The 23,958-nt window shown below is 75.1% G+C and carries 12 protein-coding genes; 4 read left to right on the plus strand and 8 right to left on the minus strand.

Translation table 11 applies throughout. From position 1 onward, the window contains the following. Nucleotides 1–804 precede the first annotated feature (804 nt). Nucleotides 805–1,914: an LAETG motif-containing sortase-dependent surface protein gene (locus tag SXIN_RS12060; RefSeq protein WP_039822787.1), complete on the plus strand. Its 1,110-nt coding sequence runs from the start codon at nt 805–807 to the stop codon at nt 1,912–1,914. A gap of 110 nt (nt 1,915–2,024) precedes the next feature. On the opposite strand, the gene SXIN_RS12065 is transcribed toward SXIN_RS12060, so the two are convergent. The 6 genes from SXIN_RS12065 to SXIN_RS12090 form a co-directional block, all read right to left on the minus strand. After that, complete coding sequence (locus SXIN_RS12065; RefSeq protein WP_095756977.1) at nt 2,025–3,968, minus strand: GMC oxidoreductase; 1,944 nt, start codon at nt 3,966–3,968, stop codon at nt 2,025–2,027. Between the two features lie 190 nt (nt 3,969–4,158). After that, nucleotides 4,159–5,871 carry a succinic semialdehyde dehydrogenase gene (locus tag SXIN_RS12070; RefSeq protein ID WP_019710486.1) on the minus strand — a complete coding sequence of 571 codons (1,713 nt, stop codon included), beginning with the start codon at nt 5,869–5,871 and terminating at the stop codon, nt 4,159–4,161. 210 nt (nt 5,872–6,081) lie between these two features. Then, complete coding sequence (locus SXIN_RS12075; RefSeq protein WP_095756978.1) at nt 6,082–7,863, minus strand: serine/threonine-protein kinase; 1,782 nt, start codon at nt 7,861–7,863, stop codon at nt 6,082–6,084. Between the two features lie 162 nt (nt 7,864–8,025). Beyond that, a complete protein-coding gene (locus tag SXIN_RS12080) occupies nt 8,026–9,660 on the minus strand; it encodes a serine/threonine-protein kinase (RefSeq protein WP_095758014.1) in 1,635 nt (544 codons plus the stop codon). Nucleotides 9,661–9,806: 146 nt separating this feature from the next. After that, a complete protein-coding gene (locus SXIN_RS32130) occupies nt 9,807–14,117 on the minus strand; it encodes a protein kinase (RefSeq protein ID WP_238153742.1) in 4,311 nt (1,436 codons plus the stop codon). Nucleotides 14,118–14,410: 293 nt separating this feature from the next. Further along, a complete protein-coding gene (locus SXIN_RS12090) occupies nt 14,411–16,585 on the minus strand; it encodes a serine/threonine-protein kinase (RefSeq protein ID WP_095756979.1) in 2,175 nt (724 codons plus the stop codon). 228 nt (nt 16,586–16,813) lie between these two features. On the opposite strand from SXIN_RS12090, the gene SXIN_RS12095 reads away from it, so the two are divergent. After that, nucleotides 16,814–17,995 (plus strand): serine hydrolase domain-containing protein, encoded by a 1,182-nt coding sequence (locus SXIN_RS12095; protein WP_238153743.1) that lies wholly within the window; start codon nt 16,814–16,816, stop codon nt 17,993–17,995. A gap of 146 nt (nt 17,996–18,141) precedes the next feature. Here the strand turns inward: SXIN_RS12095 and SXIN_RS12100 are convergent, their stop codons facing one another. After that, the gene (locus tag SXIN_RS12100) at nt 18,142–19,593 is read right to left on the minus strand and encodes a DUF1996 domain-containing protein (RefSeq protein WP_019710493.1); all 1,452 of its coding nucleotides are present in this window, start codon (nt 19,591–19,593) and stop codon (nt 18,142–18,144) included. 352 nt (nt 19,594–19,945) lie between these two features. Continuing rightward, nucleotides 19,946–21,655, minus strand: a complete 1,710-nt coding sequence (locus tag SXIN_RS12105; RefSeq protein WP_019710494.1) for a glycerol-3-phosphate dehydrogenase/oxidase — start codon at nt 21,653–21,655, stop codon at nt 19,946–19,948. Nucleotides 21,656–21,851: 196 nt separating this feature from the next. Here SXIN_RS12105 and SXIN_RS12110 point away from each other — a divergent pair, with 196 nt between their 5' ends. Continuing rightward, nucleotides 21,852–23,114, plus strand: a complete 1,263-nt coding sequence (locus SXIN_RS12110) for a nucleotide sugar dehydrogenase (RefSeq protein ID WP_095756981.1) — start codon at nt 21,852–21,854, stop codon at nt 23,112–23,114. Between the two features lie 166 nt (nt 23,115–23,280). After that, nucleotides 23,281–23,883: a hypothetical protein gene (locus SXIN_RS12115; RefSeq protein ID WP_019710496.1), complete on the plus strand. Its 603-nt coding sequence runs from the start codon at nt 23,281–23,283 to the stop codon at nt 23,881–23,883. The last annotated feature ends 75 nt before the right edge of the window (nt 23,884–23,958 follow it).

Here is a 23,958-nt window from a genome sequence, read left to right on the forward strand (position 1 = left end):
TCGCGTCCGGTGTGGGCCGCCGGCCAAGGTCCGTGATGTCCGTCGTCGGCCCCTGCCCCGGCAGCCGCCCTGTCCTATAGGACTCCTCCGGCGGGCGAAACTCATCGGCTCTTCCACGGAACGGGCACGGCTCCGCCCGGACGGTCGGCACCGCACGAACGCGGAAGTGGTTCCCGGTCCGCCGTTTCCCGGTGTCGGGGAGGCCGTGACCGTTCCCCTCGCCCCTCGTTGAGCCGGTTGTCCGTGCCGGCCGGGCACGGGCCGATCAGGATGAGGCGTGGCTTCCGCCCAGCCCCTCCGGGTGCCCGGTAGGCAGGGGCGGATCTCACTGAAGCGTGTGGCGTGCCGAGTGGCTTGGGGACAAGCGGTGCACGTCGTGGGACCGCGCTTCAGTGTGTGACCGGACAGCAGGGGACAGCAGCCCGGTCACTGCCGAAGCGGCCGGTTCCGGGGACGCCCGGAGCCGGCCGTCTCCGGTCACCGGCCCCGGCCCCGTCCCCCTCTCCCCCGGCGGGCGTTCCCCCGGCGCCCGCCCTCCCCCGGCCCGGCACCCCTGAGCCGGGCCGGCCGCCGAAGGGCCTCACGCCCGCCCCGCACCCCGGCCCCGTGAGGCCCTTCGGCATGTGCCGTGACGTGCGTCACCCCATGCCTGTGTCCTGGGCATACAACCATTGCCGATCTTTACCGGTCACTTATGGCGATCGCTCCGCCATAACGCGTCCCCCCACCGCGACGGCAGGGCGGCACACCTTTCTTTCTTTCCGGTGCCGCATTACCACGGCACCGCTGACCGAAGAGGTCTGCATGAGAATTCGCCGCGTTCTGGCGACCGCCGCCGCGACGGCTGTCATAGCCCCGGCAGCGCTGATGGCGGCCCCGGCCGCGTACGCGAACGAGAACGACACCACGGTCACCGCCGCGGAGAGCCCGTCCCCCGAGAACTCCGGGACGACCGAGCCCGCGCCCGGTGACGAGCCGGGGGACGCCGCGCCCGAGTCCGGGGACGAGCAGCCCTCCGCCGAGGAGCAGAAGCCGGCCGAGGAGGACACCGAGACCGGGGACGACACCGAGGGCGAGACGCCCGAGAAGGACGCCGAGGCCGAGGAGGGGGACAAGGACGAGGACAAGCCCGCCGAGCCGGGTGACGTCTCCCCCATCGAGCCGGGCGAGGGTGAGGAAGAGCCCGAGTTCCCGCTCTTCTGCGAAGAGGTCGACGAGAACTACACCCAGGCGGTCACGGCCGAGCTGAGCGGGCTGCCGGGCAAGATCGAGGCTGGCAGCGGCTGGCACGGCTTCAAGCTGACCGTCACCAACACCTCGGAGAGGGAGCTCAACGAGGTCGCCTTCTACGCCGAGGTGGAGAACTACGAAATGGACGAGGACAAGTTCCTCAGCCGTTTCGTCCAGCTCCAGTTCAAGGTGCCGGGCACCGACCAGTGGGTGGCCATCGGTGACAAGGAGTGGGCCGGTGCCTACTTCTGGGGCGTCGACGTCATGAAGGCGAAGGACTACGTCGCCATCGACCTCCGCGTCAACATCAACAAGGACGCTCCGGCCGGTGACGGCTGGACCTTCGGCTCCGGCGCCTTCCTCGACAACGTCGAGGGCCAGGAGTGCATCGCCGAGGGCTGGGACGACTACGAGTTCACCGTCGTCAAGCCGGGCACGACCGTTCCGGACCCGGGTGAGGCCGAGCCGAAGCCCGGCAACGAGGCCAAGCCGGGTACCGGCACCGGCCCGAAGCCGCAGGGTGGTGTCGAGAAGCAGCCGGTGACCGGCAACCTCGCCGAGACCGGTTCCTCCTCCATGCTGCCGGCGATCGCCATGATCGGTGGCGTCGCCATGGTGGCCGGCGCGGGTGCGGTCTTCGTCGTCCGCCGCCGCCGGACCGGTGACATGGGCGCCGCCGCGTAAGACGTCGCGCTCACGGCAGCAGGACGCCGGGAAGGGGCCGCACCCCGGAGTGCGGCCCCTTCCCGTTTCCGCGGGGGCACCTCAGCCGCGGGGCCGTCCGCCCGGAGCGGTCATGCCCCGGCGGGGCGGCCGTTCGGTGACGGCTCCGTCGCCGCGGCCCCGTCGGCCGCCGCCGGTGCCGCCGGAGCGGCGGACCCGGCGGGCCCGGCCGGCTCCACGGCCCCGGCGGGCTCGGCAGGCACCGTCTCCTCCGTCCTGGGCTCCGGCACCTTCGCCTTCGGCGGCACGGCCGGCACCGGGAGCATCACCGGGAGCCGCAGTTCCGCGAAAGCCCCCTCCGGGACGGCCGGGGAGCGCGGTTCCACCGCGGGCAGCCGTACGTACTCCTCGCCCTGGGCCGGGCGGGGGTCCGCGTCCCCCTTGTTCGGCCAGAGGGAGATGGCGCGTTCGGCCTGCGCCGTGATCGTCAGCGACGGGTTGACGCCCAGATTGGCGGAGACCGCGGAACCGTCCACGACATGGATGCCGGGGTGGCCGTAGAGCCGGTGGTACGGGTCGATGACGCCGTGGTCCGCGTCCTCGCCGATCGGGCAGCCGCCGAGGAAGTGCGCCGTGAGGGGGGTGCCCATCACCTCGCCGATGTTGGTCCCGGGGAAGCCGTTGATGTCCTCGGCGATGTGCCGGGCGGCCTCGGCGCCCTCCGGCAGGAAGACCGGGTTGGGCGCGCCGTGGCCCTGGCGGGCGGTGAGCAGTCCCTTGCCCGGGCCCTTGGTCTTGCGGTACGTGGTCAGGGAGTTGTCCAGGGACTGCATGACGAGGCCGATGATGGTCCGCTCCGACCAGCGGCGGTTGGACAGCGAGCGGAGCAGCAGCACGGGGTGGCGCAGGCAGTGCAGGGCGTGGGCGAGGGCGGTCGGCAGCCGGGAGCCGTGCGGCACCTGGAGGGTGGTCATCAGGCCCATCGCGTTGGAGCCCTTGCCGTAGCGGACCGGCTCGATGTGGGTGTTCTCGTCCGGATGGATCGAGGAGGTGATGGCGACGCCCTTGGTGAAGTCCGGCTCCTTGCCGTACTTCTTGCGGTAGCGGGCCGGTGAGGTCATGGAGCCCACCAGGGCCTCGGAGTTGGTGCGGGTGAGTTCGCCGAGCCGGTCCGAGACGCGCGGCAGCAGGCCCTGGTCGCGCATGGTGTGCAGCAGCGTCTGGGTGCCGTAGGTGCCGGCGGCGATGACGACCTGCCGGGCGCGGAGCACCTTCGGCTTCTTCCGGAACTTGCGGCGCTTGTCCGTCGGGACGGTGGAGACCGCGTAGCCGCCGTCCCCGTCCTCGGTGACGGCGGTGACCGAGGTCATCGGGTGGACGACGGCACCGGCCTTCTCGGCGAGGTAGAGGTAGTTCTCGTTGAGGGTGTTCTTGGCGCCGTGGCGGCAGCCCGTCATGCACTCGCCGCACTCGGTGCACGCCTTGCGGTCGGGTCCGGCGCCGCCGAAGTACGGGTCGGGGACCTCGGCGCCCGGCTCGGCCAGGGTCCGGCCGTCCGCGTCCTTGCCGTCGCCGAAGAAGACGCCGACGGGCGCGTGGTGGAAGGTGTCGCCGACGCCCATCTTCTCGGCGGCGGCCTTCAGGTGGACGTCGGAGGGGGTGGTGGTCGGGTTGAGCCGGACCCCGAGCATGCGCTGGGCCTGCTCGTAGTAGGGCTTCAGCTCCTCCTGCCAGTCGGTGATGTGGCCCCACTGGCGGTCCTCGAAGAACGGGCGCGGCGGTACGTAGAGGGTGTTGGCGTAGTTGAGCGAGCCGCCGCCGACCCCGGCGCCGGCCAGGATCATCACATTGTCGAGGAGGTGGATGCGCTGCAGGCCGTAGAGGCCCAGCGCGGGCGCCCACAGGAAGTTCTTGAGGTCCCAGGAGGTCTTGGGGAGGCTGTCCCGGGTGAAGCGGCGGCCGGCTTCGAGGACGCCGACGCGGTAGCCCTTCTCGGTCAGCCGCAGGGCGGATACGGATCCGCCGAAACCGGAGCCCACGACGATCACGTCGTAGTCGTACTTGCCTTCGGCCACGGTGTCGGCCCTCCCATGCTGTGTGGTTCTGTTCCGGCCGCGCCCGAGGTGCCGTCGCGGACGGGAGCGGTGTGGGGTCGTGCGGCCGGCGGCGCCGGTCCGCGGACGGACGCGGGCCGGCGGCGCCGGGTCGGGACGGGGGTCGGGGGGCCGGCGGGGGGGTGGCGGTCGCGGTCCGGCCCGGGGGCGCTCAGCGGAAGCGGAGCGCCTTCATGGCGCGCAGGCTCACCGACATCAGCGCCGCGTACTTCTCGTCCGTCAGCCCGAAGGACGGGGCGAGCGGCATCAGCCGCTGGTGGGCGACGGTCTGCGCCTCGGTGTACTTGAGGATGCCCTCGGAGCCGTGCCGGCGGCCGAGCCCGGAGTCGCCCATGCCGCCCATCGGCGACTGGACGCTGCCGTAGCCGGCGGCGTAGCCCTCGTTGACGTTGACGGTGCCGGTGCGCAGCCGGGCGGCGACGGCGCGGCCGCGGCGGCCGTCCTTGGTCCAGACGCTGGAGTTGAGCCCGTAGGTGGTGGCGTTGGCGCGTTCGATCGCGTCGTCCTCGTCGGCGAAGCGGTAGACGGAGACGACCGGGCCGAAGGTCTCCTCGGAGCAGACGGTCATCGGGTCCGCGACGCCGTCGAGGATGGTCGGCTCGTAGAAGAGCGGGCCGACGTCGGGGCGGGCGCGGCCGCCGGCGACGACCTTGGCGCCGCGCGCCACGGCGTCGTCCACATGGCGGCCGACCGTCTCCAGCTGGCGTTCGGAGACGAGGGAGCCCATGTCGGCGCCGTAGGCGAGGGCGGTGCCGAGCTTCATGGCCTTGGTGCGGGCGGCGAAGCGCTCCAGGAAGTCGTCGGCGACCGACTCGTGGACGAAGAGGCGTTCGATGGAGATGCAGAGCTGGCCGCTGGAGGAGAAGCAGGCGCGGACGGCTCCTTCGGCGGCCTTGTCCAGGTCGGCGTCGCGGAGCACCAGCATGGCGTTCTTGCCGCCCAGTTCGAGCGAGCAGCCGACGAGCCGGAGGGCCGCGGTCTGGGCGACGGTGCGGCCGGTGCGGGTGGAGCCGGTGAAGGAGACGTAGTCGGCGTGCTGGACCACGGCCGGGCCGACCACGGGGCCGTCACCGATGACCACCTGCCACACCTGTTCGGGCAGTCCGGCCTCGATGAGCAGCCGCCGGGCCCAGAGCGCGGTGAGCGCGGTCTCGGTGTCCGGCTTCATCACGACGGCGTTGCCGGCGGCGAGGGCGGGCAGCGCGTCGCCGGCGGACAGCTCCAACGGGTAGTTCCAGGGGGCGATCTGGCCGACGACGCCGCGCGGCTGGCGCAGCTCGGTGACCTTGGTGAGGACGGGGACGGCGCCGGTGTGCCGCCTGGGGCGCAGATAAGCGGGGCCGCGGCGGCCGTAGTGGCGGGCGGCCATGGCCACGGCCTGCACCTCCTCGTGGGCGTGCATCCGGGTCTTGCCCGTCTCCAGCTGGATGAGGTCGAGGACCTCGTCCTGCCGTGCCAGCACCAGGTCGTGGAAGCGGAGCAGCACCGCGGCCCGCTTGCGCACGGGGACGGCGGCCCAGGCCCGCTGGGCCGCGCGGGCCCGTTCGAAGGCGGCGGCCACGTCCTCGGGCGTGGACTCGGGCAGCTCGGCCAGGCGCTCGCCGGTGAAGGGCGTGTGGTTGGCGGTGCTGCCGGTGCCGGTGAGGCCGGCGGTGAGCCGGGCGACGAGTTCGGGCGTCACCACGTCGGCGGCGGTGCGGGTGCCCGCCGGGGCGGTGAAGACCGGATTGCCGCCGGTCACGTCCGCCGGGACCGGCGGGGCCGTGGTGCCATCGGTCACGTCCGCCGGGGCGGGCGGTGCCGGGGTGCCGCCGGCGGTGGCGGGTGCTGCGCTGTCCTGCGGGGTGGCCTGCGTCTCCGTCATGCGGGTGAGGGTATGCCTGGGCGCTCCGTTTGTGTACCCGGCAGTAACACCGATTTCACTCCGGTGGAACGAAACGGCGTGATCGCGCCAGTGATTGCTGGCAAAAGGGTCCTGGTCAGGGAGTTCTCATGGCTGACCGGTGAGGGAAGTGTGCCCGGGAAGGATCATGGCGGTGGCCCGGCCTCCGCCGGGGCCACCGGGCCACCGCGCTCAGAGCTCCTGGATCCTCAGATGGCTCACGATCTCGTCGAACAGCTTCTCGCCCTCCGGGCGGGCGTGGCCCTCGGCGGGCATCCGCACGCGGAGCCGCCAGACGACCCGGTCCTCGTTGACGTAGACGTGCTCCCGGAAGTGCCGGGTGATGTCGTCCTCGTTCGCCCCGTAGTCCCGGTAGGTGGTGAGGACCTGGACCGCCTCCCGCTCCTGCTGGAGCGCCTGGCGCGTGGTGCTGCGGGCCTCCTTCACGGAGTTCTCGGCGCCGCCCTCGTAGTACGTCACCAGCTCCTCGGCCGCCTTCTCCGCCGAGTCCGGGTTCGGCGGGTCGTCCGGCTCCCCGGTGTCCTGGTCCCGCCAGAGCTCGACGGTGTAGACCCCGCTGGGATCCGCGAAGGTGACGTATCCCTCCTCCGAGTCGGTGCGCTCGTAGTCGGGCGGCAGGAACAGGGACGCCTTGACGATCTCGCCCTCCTCCCGGACCCGCCAGTCCTCCGGCGGCCCGTCGCCGCCGAACGGATTGGCGACGATCAGCACCAGGGCCAGCACCGCCGCCAGCAGCCCGCCGCCCAGCCCGAGGCGGCCCTTGGGGGTGCGGAGCAGTCCGCCCGGGCCGCCGGCCGCCATGGCGCGGGTCGGCAGCAGGGCGGGCTGGGGCTGCGGCGGGCGGGCGACGCTCTCCAGGGTCTGCCGGATCTCGGCCGGTGCGGGGCGCGCCGCCGGGTCCTTCCGCAGCAGCTGCATGACGAGATGGCCGAGCGCGCCCGCCCCGCGCGCCGGAGCGGGCGGTTCCGCGGAGAGCACGGCCTGCAGCGTCGCCGGGGTGTTGGAACGCCGGTACGGGGACATGCCCTCGACCGCCGCGTACAGCAGCACGCCCAGCGACCAGAGGTCGGACTCCGGCCCGGGGAGCTGGCCGAGCACCCGTTCGGGCGCGATGTACTCCGGGGAGCCGACGAACGCGCCGGTCTCCGTGAGCCGCTGCTCCCCCTCGACCTGCGCGATGCCGAAGTCCGTGAGCACCACCCGGTCGTGCCGGCCCAGCAGGACGTTGTCCGGCTTGACGTCCCGGTGCAGCACCCCCGCCTCGTGCGCGGCGGTCAGCGCGCCCAGCACGGCCAGGCCGATACGGGCCGCCTCCCGCGGGTCGAGGGTGCCCTCGCCGAGCCGGTCGCCCAGCGACTGGCCGCGGACCAGCTCCATGACGATCCACGGGCGGCCGTCCTCCACCACCACGTCGTGCACGGTGACGACGGAGGGGTGGTCGATGGCGGCTGCGGAGCGGGCCTCGCGCCGCATCCGCTGGTAGACGGTCTGCCGCTCCTGCTCGCTCAACTGGTCCGGTACCCGGGGCTCCTTGACGGCCACTTCGCGGTCGACGACCTCGTCCCGGGCCCGCCAGACGGTGCCCATGCCACCGTGCCCGAGCCGGGACAGCAGGCGGTAACGGCCGCCGATGGTCCGGCCGGGCGCGGGGCCGGCGGCGCCCGGGACGGCTCCGTGCCGGGGCGGGGGCGGCGGGGTGGCGACCACTTCGGTCGGCACGGGGGCCGGGGTTCCCGGCGCCGGATGGGACGCGGGCGGCCGGTGCGGCTCCGGTGGATGCGCGGCCGCCCCGTGGGACGCGGCGCCGGACGCCGGCGTCCCGGGAGCCCGGTCCGGCTGCCCGGGCGCGGGCGCCGCGGCGGGGCCGGCGGCCGGGGGCGGCGGCGCGGGCGCGCCCGGTGGCGGGATGAGATAGCTGGTGGGCTCGTCGGCCCGTCCCCCGTCGTTCTTCATGGCCCCATCATGGCCGTCCCCCGGCGCCCGGTTCCAGTCGGTGCCCCGCGACGGTGCAGCACCGTGACATAGCGCGCCACGGGGCGGGGCGCGCGGCACGGACCCCGGGATACGGCCCCGCGGCTCCGCGAACGGCACCCGTCGCGCGCGGCACCCGTGGAACTACCAGGGCGCGCGCGGGTGTTCGCGTTCGCGGCCCGCCGCCGCCTCCTCGTCCGCCCGCAGACGCTCCGGCGCGCCGCCGCCGTCCGCCGCCGTGCCGGTCCCCTCCGCGGCCGGGAGCCGGCCGGTGAGCGGCGGAACGGGCACCTCCGGGAGGGACCGCGCGGACGCCGGGGCCGACGGGAGCGGAGCACCCGCGGCGGTGCCACCGGCGGGCGTGGCCGGAGCGGACGCCCCGTCCACCCCGGACAGCCGGCCCGGCACGGACGGACCGGCGGCGGACGAGGCGGAGCCCGACGGGCCGCGGCCGGACGGGCCGGACCGGGACGGGCCCGGCGGCGCGGAGGACGACGGCCCGCCGCCGGACGGCCCGGGAGAGGCGGAGGAACGGGACGCGCTGGGCGTCGCCGCCCGGCTCGTGGGCCCTCCGCTGCCGCTGCCCTCGCCGTCTCCGGTCCCGTCCGGGCGCGAGGTGGACGTCGGCCGGTCGTCCAGCGGGGTCTCGCCGTTCACCAGCATCGCCACCGCGGCCACACCCGTACCGCCGGCCGCCGCGACCATCAGGGCCGCGGCCAGCGCCGTGCGCCCCCGGTGCCGGCTCCAGCGCGGCGGCAGCAGCGGGCCGAGCGGCGGCCCGCCGGGGTGACCGTCCCCGGGGCGGACCGCGTCCGGCGGCGGCCCCGCGTACCCGGCCGCCGCGGCGGCGTCTGCACCGGCGTCCGCACCGGCGTCCGCACCGGCGCCGCCGGCCGCGCCGCCCCGCCCGCCCTCGGCCCGCGCGAAGCGCGGCACCTCCGGCATCCGGCCGGTGCGCAGATACTCCGTCAGCAGCCCCTCGGCCTCCGCCGCGCCCATCCTGCGCGCCGGGTCGCGCTCCAGCAGGCCGAGGATCGCGGGGAGCAGCGGGCGGGCGGCCTCCGGCGGCCGGATGTCGCCCGCCATGACGGCGTGCAGCACCCCGCCCAGCGAGTCCTGCTGGAAGGGGGTGCGGCCGCTGAGCGCCGCGCACAGCAGCACCCCGAGCGACCACAGGTCGGACTCCGGGCCGGCGCCGGTGCCCGCCATCCGCTCGGGTGCGGTGTACTCGGGCGAGCCGACGAAGGTACCGCTCTCGGTGATCGTCGTGCCGCCGTCCATCCGCGCGACGCCGAAGTCCGTCAGCACCACCCGTCCCGCCGGGGCCTCCAGCAGGACGTTGGCGGGTTTGAGGTCCCGGTGCAGCACGCCGTGCCGGTGCGCCTCGCGGAGCGCGCCCAGCAGGGCGAGCCCGATCCGGGCGGCCTCGCGCGGCGGCACGGAGCCCTCGGCGGCGATGCGGTCGGCCAGCGTCCGGCCGACGATCAGTTCCATGACGATCCAGGGGCGTTCGTCCTCCTCCACCACGTCGTGGACGACGACCACACTGGGGTGCCGGACCTGCGCGACCGTACGGGCCTCGCGCAGGGTGCGCTCGCGCTGCGACCGCGCGTCGCTCTCCGGGAGCCCTTCGCCGACATGGATCTCCTTGACGGCAACGTGCCGTTGGAGCAGTTCGTCGGTGGCGCGCCACACGGTCCCCATGCCGCCCCGGCCGAGCCGGAAGTCCAGGCGGTAGCGGCCGGCGATGAGTGGGCTCTCCGCCCCGAAGCTCCCCATGATGCCCATGGTGCCCCAGGTTTTCGGGCGATCCGAGGGTCTTCGCCTGCCGGTTCCGTTTAAACTTCCCGGCCGGGAACGTCTTTCGGCCAGACCTCGGCAGCGCCGGAGAGCGGCCCCGCGGGGCTCCGGCCGCGCTCCGCCCCTCAGTCCGTGGGGCTGTAGGTGGCGGTCGCCTGCTCGAAGAAGCGGGCCACTTCCTGCTTGTCCGCGACCGGCCCGGAGACCAGGACGAGGTGGTAGCGGCCGTCGATGATCATCGCCAGATTGCGGGTGTGAATCTGCCGGTCCGCGTCGTCCCGCCAGGTGAAGGTCCCCTCGGCCATCGAGGTCTGCCCGACCTCGATCCGCCGCAGCCCGGAGGCCGAGGACCACTGCGACTCCCGGAACGGTGCCAGCTCGCGCTCGGCGTCCTGCTGGTAGGCCATCGGGTCGCCGCCGAACTCCTCGACGGTGTCCCGCCCCGGCACGACGGTCAGTTCGAAGTCGCCCCGGCCGTAGCGGACCTGACCGAGGGAGTTCTCACCGCGCCGCTCCCAGCTCTCGTGCACGGCGATCCGGAAGCCCTCCGGGTCGGTGCGGAGCTTGAAGCCCTTGGCGAGACCGGAGGTGCCGGACGAGCCGGAGGAGCCGTCCTTCTCCCGCTCGTTCCCGCTCTCCTTCCGGCCGCCGTCCCCGCCTTCTCCGCCGTCGCCGCCGCCCGCGGTCCCCTGTTCGCCCTCGTCCTCTCCCTCGCCCGGGGAGGCCTCGGCGGACGGGGCCGGGCTCGGCGCTCCCGCCGTGCCCGCGCGGCCGGTGCCGCCGTCGGCCGAGTCCCCGGCGCGGGGCATGAAGAGCATCGCGTACGCGACGGCACCGGCCAGCGCCAGCAGGATCAGCAGAAGCAGCAGCCGTCCCAGACGGCGCGGGCTGTGCCGGTGCTCCTTCGCCCGCTTGTGCCGGCCGTGCACCACCGCTCCGCCGGCGCGGCGGCGGCGCACCAGTTCGCCCCGGCGGCGTATCACCGGCAGCCGCCGCGGGTCGGCGTCCGCACCGGGGCCGAGGGAGGGGACGGTGACCGTGCGCGCGCCGACGTCCGGCTCCGGAGCCGTACGGATGAGCGACCGCAGCCAGCCGCGCACCTCCTCGAACTCCGGCCGTTCGGTGGGGTCCTGACGCAGCAGCGACTCGACGACGGGCCGCAGCGCACCGCACTCCTCGGCGAACGCGGGCGCCTCGGTGCAGACGAGCTGGACCAGTTCGGCCGCGCTCTCCTCGGGGTAGGGCGCGTGGCCCTGCACGGCGCGGAAGAGGAGCGCGCCGACGGCCCACAGATCGGTGGCGGGGCCGATGGGCGGCGCGAGCTGCCAGTTGCCGTGCACGGGACCGGCCTGTTCGGGCGCCCAGCGTTCGGTGACGGCACCGACGACCAGGATGCGGGCCTGGCGGGCCCGTTCGGCGGCCAGGGGCGTGGTGGGACCCCGCTGGTACCGCCCGGTGCCCGGGCCGCCCGCGGGGGTCCCGTCCCAGCCGCCGCCGGACGGCGCGGGGTCGTCCCAGCCGGCAGGGGGCCGGGGGCCGCCCGGGCCGGGGGACGGGACGGCCTGGGTGGCCGGGGCGTCCGGCGTCGTCCGGGCGCCGTCGCGGTGGCCGGCGGACGGCAGGCCGGGCCGGTGCGCGCCCCCCGCTCCGCCGGACGGTGCCGCACCGCCGGGCCGCTCGCCGCCCGGCCGGCGGGCCGGCTCCACGGCACCGGGACGCCGTGCCTGCTCGACGGCGCCGGTGCGGTGCGGCGGGCGGCCCTCGGGTCCGGGGCGTCGCGCCGGCGCGGGCGGACCCGGGCGGCCGTCGGGACCGTACGCGTAAGGGCCGTGCTGCGGCCGCGGGGCCTCGCGGTCGTACGGAGCGAGCCCGGCATGCGGACCGGGCGAACGGCCGGGGCCGTGGCCGCCCTCGCGGCGGTCCTGCCCCGTGGAGCCGGACGGCCGGTCCGCGTCGGGGCCGGGGCCGGGTCCGCTCCCGGCACCGGTCCGCCGGGCCGGGTCGCCGTCCGGCCGGCGTGCCGGCTCGAAGGAGTCGCGCGGACGGGGCGGCCCGGCGGCGCCGGACCGACCCGACTGCTGGCCGGAGCGCGGCTGTTGGGGCTGTCCGGGCCATCCCGCCGTCTCGGGCCGCCCGGCTTCCGCGGACCGGTCGGTCTCACCCTGCCGTGCGGTCTCACCCTGCCGTATGGACGCCCCGGACGGCCCCGGTTCCCCGGACCGCCCCGGGTGGCGGGGCTGTTCCTCGCGGCGGCCCGTCCCCGGGGGCAGCGCATGGCCGCCGAAGGGCCGTTCGGCGGGCGGCAGGGCCGAGCGCTCCCGGTCCGCACGGTCCGTGCCGCCGGACGGGCGGTCCGGTTCACCGGCGCCCTCGGGACGGCGCCCGGAGGGGACCGGCCTTCCGCGGCCCTGCTGTCCGGTGCCGGGGGAGCCCGGGGGTCCGCCCGGGCGCCCGGGCCGTCCCGTACTGCCGTGCCAGCTCGACTCCGCCGGCACGGGGACGTCGGGCAGCCCGCCCCGGTGCGGTGCGGACGTCCCACCGGACCCCGGGAGGTGCTCGGCGCCCGGCCACCGGGGCACACCGGCACCGGGCGCCCCGGAACCGGGGACGGCACCGTCCGGGACGGCGGGCCCGGGAACCGTGCGGCCCGGGACGGCGGGACCGGGGATGCCGCCGCCGGGCGCCGCTGGGCCCAGTGCGGTGCCGCCCGGTACGAAGCCCCCCGGCGTGGCGGGGCCGGGAACGGCGGGACCGAGAGCGGGGCCGCCGGGCACGGCGGGGCCCGGGGCGCCGCCCGGGAGCGCGGGACCGGGCAGGCCCGGTGCCGCCGCGGTGCCATTGCCCTCCACGTCGCGGGAACCCTCGCGGGCCGCGGCGTCCCCGGACGGTCCCTGTCGTCCGGGTCCGCCGGTCGCGCTGCCGTCCGGGCCCGGCAGGGCGGACAGCGGACGGACCCGGGGCTGCGCCTCGGGCTGGACCCGGGGCGGGATCTGGGCGCGGGCCGCCGCACGGGCGCCGGCCGAGTAGGCGGCGATCGCACGGGAGCGGGGCTGCCTGCCGTCCGTGCCGGGCTGGTCCGCGGGGCCGGCCGGGCCGGAGTCGCGCTCCGGTCCGGCCACGGGGCGGAGGCCGCCGCCGTCCGCGCCGCCCGCCCGGCCGGGGCCCCCGGAACCGTCCCGTCCGGAGACCGACGGGCCGGGGTCGGGGGCGGGCGCGCCGGGGCCGGGGGCAGGGGCGCCCTCGGAGCCGTAGTACGCCGGAACGGCGCCTTCCCCGCCCGGGGCCGGGGTGGCCCCGGCAGGGGCGTCCGGCCCCCGGCCGGGGGCGAGTTCGGGACGCTGCACGGCCGGACCGCTGCCCGGGGGGCGGGGCCCGTACGAGGTCCGGACCCCGTCCAGGTCGGCGGCGGAGGCGGCCCGGCCGGACGGGGACGGGCGCCGGAAGGCACGGTGGGGATCGGGGCCGGGGACGGGACCGGTGTACGGGGCACGCCCCGGACCCTCGTAGCCCAGACCGGCCGGGCCCGCCGTGCCCGCGGGGCCGGCAGGACGGCCGGGACCACCGCCGTACGACCGGCCGGAACCGCCGTCGTCACCAGGGCCGCCGGCCTGCCCGCGGGCAGCGCCCGGCTCACCGGCGCCCGTGCCCTGCCGGACCGGACCACCGGGCCCGCCCGGACCGCCGAAACCGCCGCCCGGACCGCCCGGGCCGCCCGGACCACCGCCGAAGTCCTCGGAACCGCCCGGGCCTCCGGGCCCCCCGGGCCCGCCGTCGAAGCCTCCCGGGCCTCCCGGACCCTCCGGTCCGCCCGGTGCTCCCGGTCCGCCGGGCCCGCCCGGCCCGTCCTCCGGCGGCGGTGTCGGGTCGTAGCCGCAGAGCGCTTCCTCCGCCGCGCCGGACGCGAGCCCCGTCAGCATGGCCCGCCCGTCCTCGCAGACGAGCACCGTGCGGGCCGTGATGTTGCGGTGGATCCAGCCCTGGGCGTGCAGCGCCGACAGGGCGGTCAGGACGTCGGCCGCGACCTCCGCCGCGCGGTGCGGGGAGAGCGTGTGTTCGGCGAGCAGCGCGGCCAGCGGCCGGCCCACCACGAGTTCGCTGACGATCCACAGCCCGCCGCCCTCGGCGAACACGTCGAACACCTGGTCGTACCGGGGATGGTCGGACACCGCCGCCGCGGCCTGAGCGGCGGCCAGGGCGCGCCGCACCGCCGGATCACCGGCCCCGCGGGCGGGGCCGCCCGGGGCTCCGGGCCCGTAACTGCCGTCGGCGCCGACGATCTCGGCCTCGACGGTTTCCGGCAGGGGAATGTGCCGGATCAGGACTTCCTGGCCGCTGTAGGTGTCGAAGGCGCGGGTCTCGGTGGCGTCGAACACCTCGTCGGCGGTTCGGGGCAGGCGGTAGCGGCCGGCCAGCACCCGGCCCGCGTAGTCCTCCACGACGCCTCCCCAAAGCGCGCGTTCCGCATCCACCCGGAACAGTCAACCCTGTTCGCCCACCGACCCGTTGCGGCTGCGTAGCGTCCGCACCGTTTCACGATACGTGCCCCGGCGGGGCAGTGCGGAGCGGACGGCGTAACCGGTTGCCCCGCCCCCGCACGGAGCGGGCCGGGGACCGCGGCCGGACGGGCGCACGCGCTGCACGGGAGCCGCTCGTGCGCCGCCCGGCGCGCCCTGGGTGCGCCCCCGGCGCGACCGTTCCGCCGCCCCGAGAGCGAGCTCAGCCGGTGGGCTCAGCCGGTGGGCTTGAACGTCCGGAACGCCGTCTCGCGGAGCGTGGTGCACTCCTTGCCGTCCCACTCGTCCGCCACGCAGGTGATCATGATCGAGTAGGCATGGCTGTCGTCCACCTTGAAGCCGCGGTTGAGCACCCGCACCCGCTCGCCGCTCCGGTTGTACTCGAACTCCCAGTCGGCCACGGTCGGATAGTCCCGGTACTCCGCAGTCTTGATGCCCCGTGAGGAGTATCCGGGGAACGAGCCGCGCGACGCCTGCTCCTGGGCGCGCCAGGCCGCGACCGCGTCGTCCTTCGGCTGGGAGCTGAAGTCGACCTGTATCCGCGGCACTCCGCCGGACTCGCTGTACTCGCCGCCGGAGTTCTGGCCCGCTATCCGCGTGAGCTTCCAGTTCCCGGGCATCGCCATGGAGAAGTTGAAGCGGTTCTCGGTTCTGGTCTCGTAGCCCTCGGGGATCTTGTCCGCGTCTCCGGCATCCGTGCCGCCGTCCTTGCCGCTCTCGCCGTCCTGCCCGCCGTCCTTGCCGGCGGAGCCCTCGTCGTCCGGCTTCCCCTCGCTCGTGCCGTCATGCGCGGACTCCGAGGGATCGGCCGACGCCCCGGCGTCCTTGCCGGCGTCCGCGGAGTCGTCCGTGCCGCCGTCGGCACCGCTGCTGGCCGCCCTGTCGTCCTTGGCGCCGCCCGCCGGGTCGCCGCCGCTGCCGTCGCCGTCGAAGGTGAAGGCCAGCACCACGCCCAGCACGGCGAGCGCCAGGACCCCCGCGATGAGGGCCAGCACTCGTCGCGGCACCACGTCCGTGATCGCGGCGGTGACGGGCCGCCGGGTACCGGTGCCCGTGTCCGCCGAGGGCGAGGCGTGGCCGGCGGTGGCCGGGGCGGCCGTACCGGCGGACGAGGCCGGGCCGGAGGAGGGCTCCGAGGCGGAGGAGGCGGGGGAGGCGGGGGAGGCGGGGGAGGACGCTTTGGAGGCAGCCCCGGCAGCGGCGGCGGCCCGCGCCGAGCGCAGCGCGGAGCGCAGCCGCCCCTCCTTGGCGCTGCGGCCGTCGGGCTGCGGTGCGGAGTCCGGCGGGGAGTCCGCCGCCGAGCCGGCCGGGGCGTCCGCGCCGGCCGCGGGCTTCCCGCCCGCTGACGGCTCCGGCTTCCGGCCGTTCCCGCTCCCGCCGTTCCCGTCCCCGGCCGCGGAGGCGCCCGCCGCGGCGCCCACGGCACCCGCGCCCGCCCCCGCGGCCCTCTTCGTCCCCTTGTTCCCCCTGCTCCCCTTGGCTTCCTTGCCGGACGGCTCCGCCGGCACCGCCATCGTCCGGGTCCTCGCGGCCTGCGGGCGTTCCTCGGTCTCCGCGAGGACCCCGGTGAGCAGGGCCCGCGCGCCCGCGTCGTCGAGGCGCCGCTGCGGGTCCTTCTCCAGCAGCCCGTAGATGACGTCCGCCAGCGGCCCCGCGTGCTCCGGCGGCGGAACCGGCTCCGTCATCACGGCCGTCAGCGTGGCGAGCCCGTTGCCCTTGTCGTACGGCGGCACACCCTCCACGCAGGCGTACAGCAGACCGCCGAGCGACCAGAGGTCGGAGGGCGGGCCGGGCTTGTGGCCGCGGGCCCGCTCGGGGGAGATGTACGAGGGCGCGCCGACGAGCATGCCGGTCGAGGTGACGGACGGGTCGCCCTCGACCTGCGCGATGCCGAAGTCGGTGAGCACCACCCGGCTGTCGTCGCCGGAGATCAGCACATTGGACGGCTTCACGTCGCGGTGCAGGATGCCCTCGCGGTGCGCGGCGCGCAGCACGTCGAGGACGGCGAGGCCCACCTCGGCGGCCCGGCGCGGGGAGAGCCGGCCCTTGTCCCGGATGACCTCGGCGAGCGAGGAGCCCTCGATGAGCTCCATGACGATCCAGGGGCGGTCGTCCTCGTCGACGACGTCGTAGACGGTGATGCCGCCGTTGGCGCGGATCCGGGCGATGGCCTTCGCCTCGCGCAGGGTCCGGGTGATCAGCCGCCGCTTCTCGTCCTCGTCGACGGAGGAGGGGAAGCGCAGTTCCTTGACCGCGACCTGACGGCCCAGCGTCTCGTCGACGGCGCGCCAGACGGTACCCATGCCGCCGCGCCCCAGCACCTCGCCCAGCCGGTAGCGGCCGGCCAGGATCCGTCCGGTGGCGCCCTGCGTCTGCTCCGGCTCCGACATGTGTCCCCTCAGCGCTGCGATGTCCAGGCGGTGGCGCCGAGTTGGCAGTGGCTCACCGCGCCTCTGTCGCAACCGCGGTGGTCCGCCCCGGCAGAGTCTCCATTCTCCCCCATGCCCCGCCATGCCCATGCCCGGGGTCCGGCGCGTCATGCCCCGCGTACACGGGCCGCGCCGCCGGCCGTCATCATGGGCGCGTACACGGAGCGGAGCCCGGAGGGAGGCCGCACGGTGCCGGTTCGCGGAGTGCGCCCGCGCCTGCTGGCAGGGATGGCCGGGGCCCTGTGCGCGGCCCTGGTGACGGGGTGTGCGGTGCCGGCGGACCACGGCCGCGCCGGCGCGGTGGTGAAACGTTCGCCGGCCCGGACCGACCGGCTCGCGGCGGCCGTCGAACGGCTGGCCGACGCGGCCGACGCCCCCGGCGCCGCCGCGTACACCCGCGAGGGCGGCCGGGCCCGGTTCGCCACGGCGGGGGTCGCCGACCGGCGCAGCGAGCGGCGGATCGGGCGGGCCGACCGCTTCCGTGCGGGCAGCGTCACCAAGGTGTTCGTCGCGACCGTGGTGCTCCAGCTGCGCGCCGAGGGCGCCCTGCGGCTCTCCGATCCGGTGGAGCGGCATCTGCCCGGCCTGGTGCGCGGGCCCGGTTACGACGGCGCGCGGATCACGCTCCGTCAGCTCCTCACTCACACCAGTGGGGTCTTCGACTACGTCCGCGATCCGCGGCTGGCGGAGGAGTCCTTCGGCCGCGGCTTCCGGAGCCACCGCTACGACACCCGCTCGCCCCGGGAGCTGGTGCGCGCGGCGCTGCGGCACCGGCCGTACTTCGCGCCCGGCACCGGCTACCGCTACTCCAACACCGACTACATCCTGCTGGGGCTGGTGGTGGAGCGGGTCACCGGACGCCCGTACGCCCGCGCGGTGGAGGAGCGGGTCATCCGGCCGCTGGGTCTGGGCGGCACCTCCTTCCCCGGCACCCGGCACGGGCTGCCGCGCCCGCACGGCCGGGCCTACTCCGCGGCGGCCGCACCCGGCGGCTCCGGCGCGCTGATGGACGTGACGGAGCTGAACCCGTCGACGGCCGGCGCCGCCGGCGAGATGGTCTCCACCCTCGGCGACCTGGAGCGCTTTCTGCGCGCCCTGCTGGGCGGCGAACTGCTGCCCGCGCCGGAGCTGCGCCGCATGACGGACACCTCGGTGACCCGCGGGCGCTACGGCTACGGCCTCTTCCCGGAGCGGCTGCCCTGCGGGGTGACGGTGTGGGGGCACAACGGCAGCATCAGCGGCTCGTACGTCCGGATCACCGCCACAGCGGGGGGACGGCGGGTGCTCGGCTACCGGGTCAACACCGACGAGGTGGGCGACGCTAAGGCCGAACGGCGGCTGCTGAGCGCGGCGTTCTGTCCGCAGGGGTGACAGGGCTGTCCGCGGGCGTGACCGGGGCGGGCGGTGTCCTCCGTGCCCGTCCGGGGCCGTGCGGTGGGGCAGGGCCCCGCCCGGGGATGTGACGCTCCGGGCAGGGCCGGGCCCGCTTCGGGTGGTGGGTCGTCAGCGCACGCGGGTCATCGGCAGCTGCGGCCGGTGTTGATGCACTGGACCATCGTGTTCATCAGGTCTTCGTCGAACACGTTGACGAAGTCGCCGTGGTCGGTGACCGGCTTGTGGAGCTGTTCCGGGAAGCCGTCCACGGCGAAGAAGGGGCTGGACCGCCCGTTGTCGTCCAGGCTGGGCGCGTCGACGTCGTAGACCAGGCGCTGCACCAGTTGCGGTATCGCCTTGAATCCGCTGGGGCAGGAGCCGGTCCCGGGATCGGCGAACGCGACATGGGAGCGGTGGTTGGCGCTGTCGGTGTTCCGGCCGTCCCAGCAGCTCTGGAAGGTGGAGGTGCGCACCACGTCACTGCCCTCGGGGCAGAGCGGGTATTTGTCCGTCAGCTGCCGGTCCTCGAAGCCGGTGCAGCTCCAGGAGGCGTTGGCGTTGGCTGTTCCGTTGGTGAACGCTTTGGCGTCACCGGTGATGATCCGCAGGAACTTGGGCATCGCCACGACCTTGCCGCGCGGGTTTCCCACGAATTCCAGGGTCGCCTCCTTCGCCGTGAGGATCCTGCCGACGTTGCCCTCGGCGCCGCCGCCCTGCTGATCGGCGTCGAATTCATCGGTGCCGTCCTGCAGGCGCAGGACCGGCCAGTAGTACGAGGATTTGTCGCCCGGGTTCTCACATGTCGTCTCACCGCCTGCGAAGTCCTGGTCGTCGGCGAAGGCGTCGTTGGCCTGGTTGCCGATGTAGTCGTGGGTGTGATGGGCGCCGTTGGACACGCCGGGCGCGACGATGATGTTGTCGGTGTTGTACAGCTTGTTCTCGTTCACTCCGCATGTGCTGGTGAACGTGCCGCGGGATCCGCCCCGCGTCATACGGGGCTTGCCCGCCGCGGGCTGGACGGTGGTGATGTCCACGAAGTCCGCCGCGACCGGGCCGTTGCCCGCCTGACCGCCGGCGCCGCCCTGCTCACCGCCGCCACCCTGGTCAGCGCCGTCCTGGTTGCCGGAGGCACGCAGGGTGCAGGCGGCGAGCGCCTCCAGGCCCTGGGGACGGTCGGCCGCCCTGCCGATGGCGATCGCGATCCGGTCGATGGCCGCCGTCCGTTTCGCCTTGAGCGGGCCCATGATCGCGTTGTCGGCGAAGTTGCGGTCCTGCTGGATGGCCCGGGACGAATTCTGCAGCCGCTGGTATGCCTCCGCGACCTGCTGGTCCAGGAGCGCGAGGTTCTTGTCGACCTCCTTCCTGGCCCGGTCCGGCACATCGCGCAGTTCGCCGCCGACGTCCGGGCAGTCGACGGTGGCGTCGCCGGAGGCCAGGACCTGCCGGGCCCCCTCCGGCTTCGCCCCGGAGCCGCTCTCACCGGCCGAGGCGTACACGTTGGCCGCCACCAGCCCGCCCGCTCCCAGGGCCAGAGCCGCCGCGGCGGCGGTCGTCCGGCGTATGGCCTTCGATCGTTTGCGGGTGTTGCGTCGCATGGAACTCCTCCGAGATCTCCGTGGGATACGCATCCCCGGCCGGCAGCGGTTCTGGCGCTGTATCAGGGCTGATGCGTAACCGGAGTTACGGACGGGAGAGTGGAAGCGGCGGGCCTTCGGCGACTCGTCAGTTTTTCGTAAGGACTGGCCGCCCCGCCCGCTCGGTGCCCGCGGCGGGGCGCACGCCGACCTCAGCCGGGCGCGTGCTCCGGGCGGGGAGCCTCCCGGGCGGCGGCCGTTCCCGCGTACTTCACGACCCGCGGCTCGCAGCACGGAGAACGGCCGCGTCCGCCGCCCCGGGGAGAAACCGCGGCTCGGTGGAGTGGGTGACCTGCGGTGTCGAGCGCCGGGCTCAGCTCAGCGGCACGATGTCCGGTGCGCCCAGCCGGGCCGCGTCCGCCGTCTGGTCGTCCGGCTGGCGCTGCGACTCCCGCTCGGCCTCCACCCGCTTCTCGTAGTGCTCGACCTCCTTCGCGATCTGGCCCTCGTCCCAGCCGAGCACCGGGGCCATCAGCTCGGCGCACTCCCGCGCGCTGCGCGTGCCGCGGTCGAAGGTCTCGATGGAGATGCGGGTGCGCCGGGTGAGCACGTCGTCCAGGTGCCGGGCGCCCTCGTGGGAGGCGGCGTAGACGATCTCGGCGCGCAGGTAGTCGTCGGCGCGGGCCAGCGGTTCACCCAGCGACGGCTGCTCCTCGACGAGCCGGAAGACCTCCTCCGCCAGGGAGCCGTAACGGTTGAGCAGGTGTTCGACGCGGACGACGTGCAGGCCGGTGCGCGCGGCGAGCCGGTTGCGCGCGTTCCACATCGCCCGGTAGCCCTCGGCGCCGACCAGCCGGACGTCCTCGGTGACGCATGCCGCCACGCGCTGGTCCAGCCCGTGCACCGCCTCGTCCACCGCGTCCTTGGCCATCACCCGGTACGTCGTGTACTTGCCCCCGGCGACGACGACCAGCCCCGGCACGGGGTGCGCGACGGTGTGCTCCCGGGACAGCTTGCTCGTCGCGTCGGACTCCCCGGCCAGCAGCGGGCGCAGCCCGGCGTAGACGCCCTCCACGTCGTCCCGGGTGAGCGGCACGGCCAGCACCGAGTTGACCCGCTCCAGCAGGTAGTCGATGTCGGCGCTGGAGGCGGCCGGGTGGGCCTTGTCCAGGTCCCAGCCGGTGTCGGTGGTGCCGACGATCCAGTGCCGGCCCCAGGGGATGACGAAGAGGACGCTCTTCTCGGTGCGCAGGATCAGGCCGGTGGTGGAGTGGATGCGGTCCTTCGGCACCACCAGGTGGATGCCCTTGGAGGCGCGGACCTTGAACTGCCCGCGCTCGGCGATGAGTCCCTGGGTGTCGTCCGTCCAGACGCCGGTCGCGTTGACCACCTGGCGGGCGCGGATCTCGTACTCGCCGCCGGCCTCCACGTCCCGCACCCGGGCGCCCACGACGCGCTCGCCCTCGCGCAGGAAGCCGATGACACGGGCCCGGTTGGCGGCATCGGCGCCGTAGGCGGCGGCGGTGCGGACCAGGGTGGCCACGAAGCGGGCGTCGTCCACCTGCGCGTCGTAGTACTGCAACGCCCCGACCAGGGACTCCTTCCTGAGCGCGGGGGCCACGCGCAGCGCGCGGCCGCGGCTGAGGTGACGGTGCACCGGCAGGCCGCGGCCGTGCCCGGAGGAGACGGACATGGCGTCGTACAGCGCCACGCCCGCGCCGGCGTACCAGCGTTCGAAGCCCTTGCGCCGCAGGGGGTAGAGGAACGGCACCGGCTTGACGAGATGCGGCGCGAGCCGTTCGAGCAGCAGGCCGCGCTCCTTCAGCGCCTCCCGGACGAGCGCGAAGTCGAGCATCTCCAGATAGCGCAGCCCGCCGTGGATCAGCTTGCTGGACCGGCTGGAGGTGCCGGAGGCCCAGTCCCGGCCCTCGACCAGGCCGGTGGAGAGTCCGCGGGTGGCGGCGTCCAGGGCGGTGCCCGCGCCGACCACTCCCCCGCCCACCACGAGAATGTCGAGTTCGTGTTCGGCCATCCGGGCGAGTGCCTCGGCACGTTCGGCCGGTCCCAGTGTCGCTGTCCTCACCGCTGCCTCCGGTCGTGGTCGGGTCGCGCGTTCCCCACCCAGCGATTCTCACCGCCCGGCGCGCGCGCAACCCCGAGCGCCCTCGCACGGCAACACCGGGCCGTCACATCGCGGGCAATACTCACTATCAGCAATATGTCTGTTTAGCCTTACATAGATCGACAGAGCTGTGCCCCCGGGAAGGACGGCCCCAGCCATGCCCGCAGACCTCGCCGTCCTCGGTCTCGGCCCGCTCGGCCTCCCCCTCGCGCGGGCCGCCGCCGGGGCCGGCATCGCCACCGTCGGCTACGACACCGACGGCCGCCACGTCGACGGGCTCATGGCCGGCCGCCCGCCCGCGGACGGCTCCCTCACCGCCGCCGGCCTTCGGCGGATGCTCTCCGCCGGCTTCCGCGCCACCACCGACCCGGCCGAACTCGGCCGCTGCCGCACCGCCGTCATCTGCGCCCCCACCCCGCTCGGCGAGGACGCCGCGCTCGATCTGCGCGCCGTCGGCCGGGCCGCTCGCGCTCTCGCCCCCCATCTCCGGCCCCGCAGCACCGTGTTGCTGGAATCGACCGTCTACCCGGGCACCACCGAGGAATACCTCCGCCCACTGCTGGAGGAGGGGTCCGGGCTGCGCGCCGGCCGCGACTTCCACCTCGCCTACGCGCCCACCCGGCTCGACCCGGGCAACCGCGCGTTCGGCTGCGCCAACACCCCCAAGGTCATCGGCGGTCTGACCCCCGCCTGCACCGAGGCGGCCGCCGCCTTCTACGGGCGGGTCACCGACCGCGTCGTCCGTGCCCGCGGCCCGCGCGAGGCCGAGACCGTCAAGGTCCTGGAGACCAACTACCGGCACGTCAACATCGCGCTCGCCAACGAGATGGCCGTCCTCTGCCACGACATCGGCGTCGACCTGTGGGACGTCATCCGCTGCGCCGAGACCAAGCCGTTCGGTTTCCAGCCCTTCCGGCCCGGCCCCGGAGCCGGCGGACACGGCGTGCCCATCGACCCCAACTACCTGGCCTACCGGCGGCGCAGCCCCGGCTATCCGCTGCGGATGGTGGAACTGGCCAAGGAGGTCAACGACCGGATGCCGCGCTACGTCGTGCAGCGCTGCGCGACCCTCCTCAACGAGCACGGCAAGTCCGCGCGCGGAGCCCGGGTGCTGCTGCTCGGCGTCACCTACAAGCCCGACCTCGGGGACCGGACCGGCTCCCCGGCCGGCGAGATCGCCTCCCGGCTCATGGAACTGGGCGCCCAGCTGAGCTACCACGATCCGCATGTGCCGCAGTGGAGCGTCCTCGGCCGCCCGGTGCCCCGCGCCGACTTCCCCTACGAGGCCGCGGCCGACGCCGACCTGACGGTCCTGCTCCAGCCCCACCGCTTCTACGACCTCCAAGGGCTCGCGGTGAAGGCCCAGTTGCTGCTGGACACCCGCGGCGCGAGCCCGGCGGGCACGGCGCACCGCCTCTGACGCGAGCCCTCCCCTCCGCCTCCGCGGCGTACCGGGCAGGTCCCAGCCTTGTCACGGACATGGAAAACGCCTGCCGGGCCGTCGGTGGCGGCTGTTAGCCTCAGGGCGCTTTCCGGCCATCGGACAAGCTTCACCGCCTTTCCCAGAACTTCATCACGGGGGACCCATGAGCACCGAGCCCTGGCAGCAGCAGCCCGGCCAGAACCCTTACGCCCAGCAGCCCCAGCCGGGCGCCCCGCAGCAGGGCGTGCCTCCGCAGGGCGGCTACGGCTACCCGCCCCAGCAGCCGCAGCCGGGCGGTGCGCCCGGAGGGATGCCGGGCGGCATGCCCGGTGGTTTCCCGCCGCCCCCGCCGCCCGCCGGACGGAGCGGCAACGTGGCCCTGGCGATCGTCGCGGCGGTCGTCCTCATGCTCGTCGGTTCGGCGATCTACGGCCTCATCCTCAAAGAGGCCGAGATGCAGATCGGTTACATCGCCGTCGGCGTCGGCGCCCTGATCGGTCTGGCGCTCGGCAAGCTGGGCGGCCACAACCCGGTCCTGCCGTTCGTCGGCATCGTGCTCGGCCTGCTGGGTGTCTACCTCGGCCAGGTCTTCGGCGTGGCCATGGCCTTCGCCGACCTCCCGGGCGCCCCGGGCTTCTTCGAGATCCTCACCCAGCACTTCGGTGACATCAACGAGGGCCTGAAGGAGAACCTGGAGGTCATCGACTACCTCTTCTACGCCCTCTCCGGCGCGGCGGGCTTCTCCCTCACCAAGAAGTTCAGCTGATCCCACCCGGGCACGCCGGGGCGGCCCGCGCCCCGGCACCCACCGCACCACCGCGAAGCCCCGGACCAGTCCCTG

It is taken from the genome of Streptomyces xinghaiensis S187 (assembly GCF_000220705.2).
Classification (GTDB): Bacteria; Actinomycetota; Actinomycetes; order Streptomycetales; family Streptomycetaceae; genus Streptomyces; species Streptomyces xinghaiensis.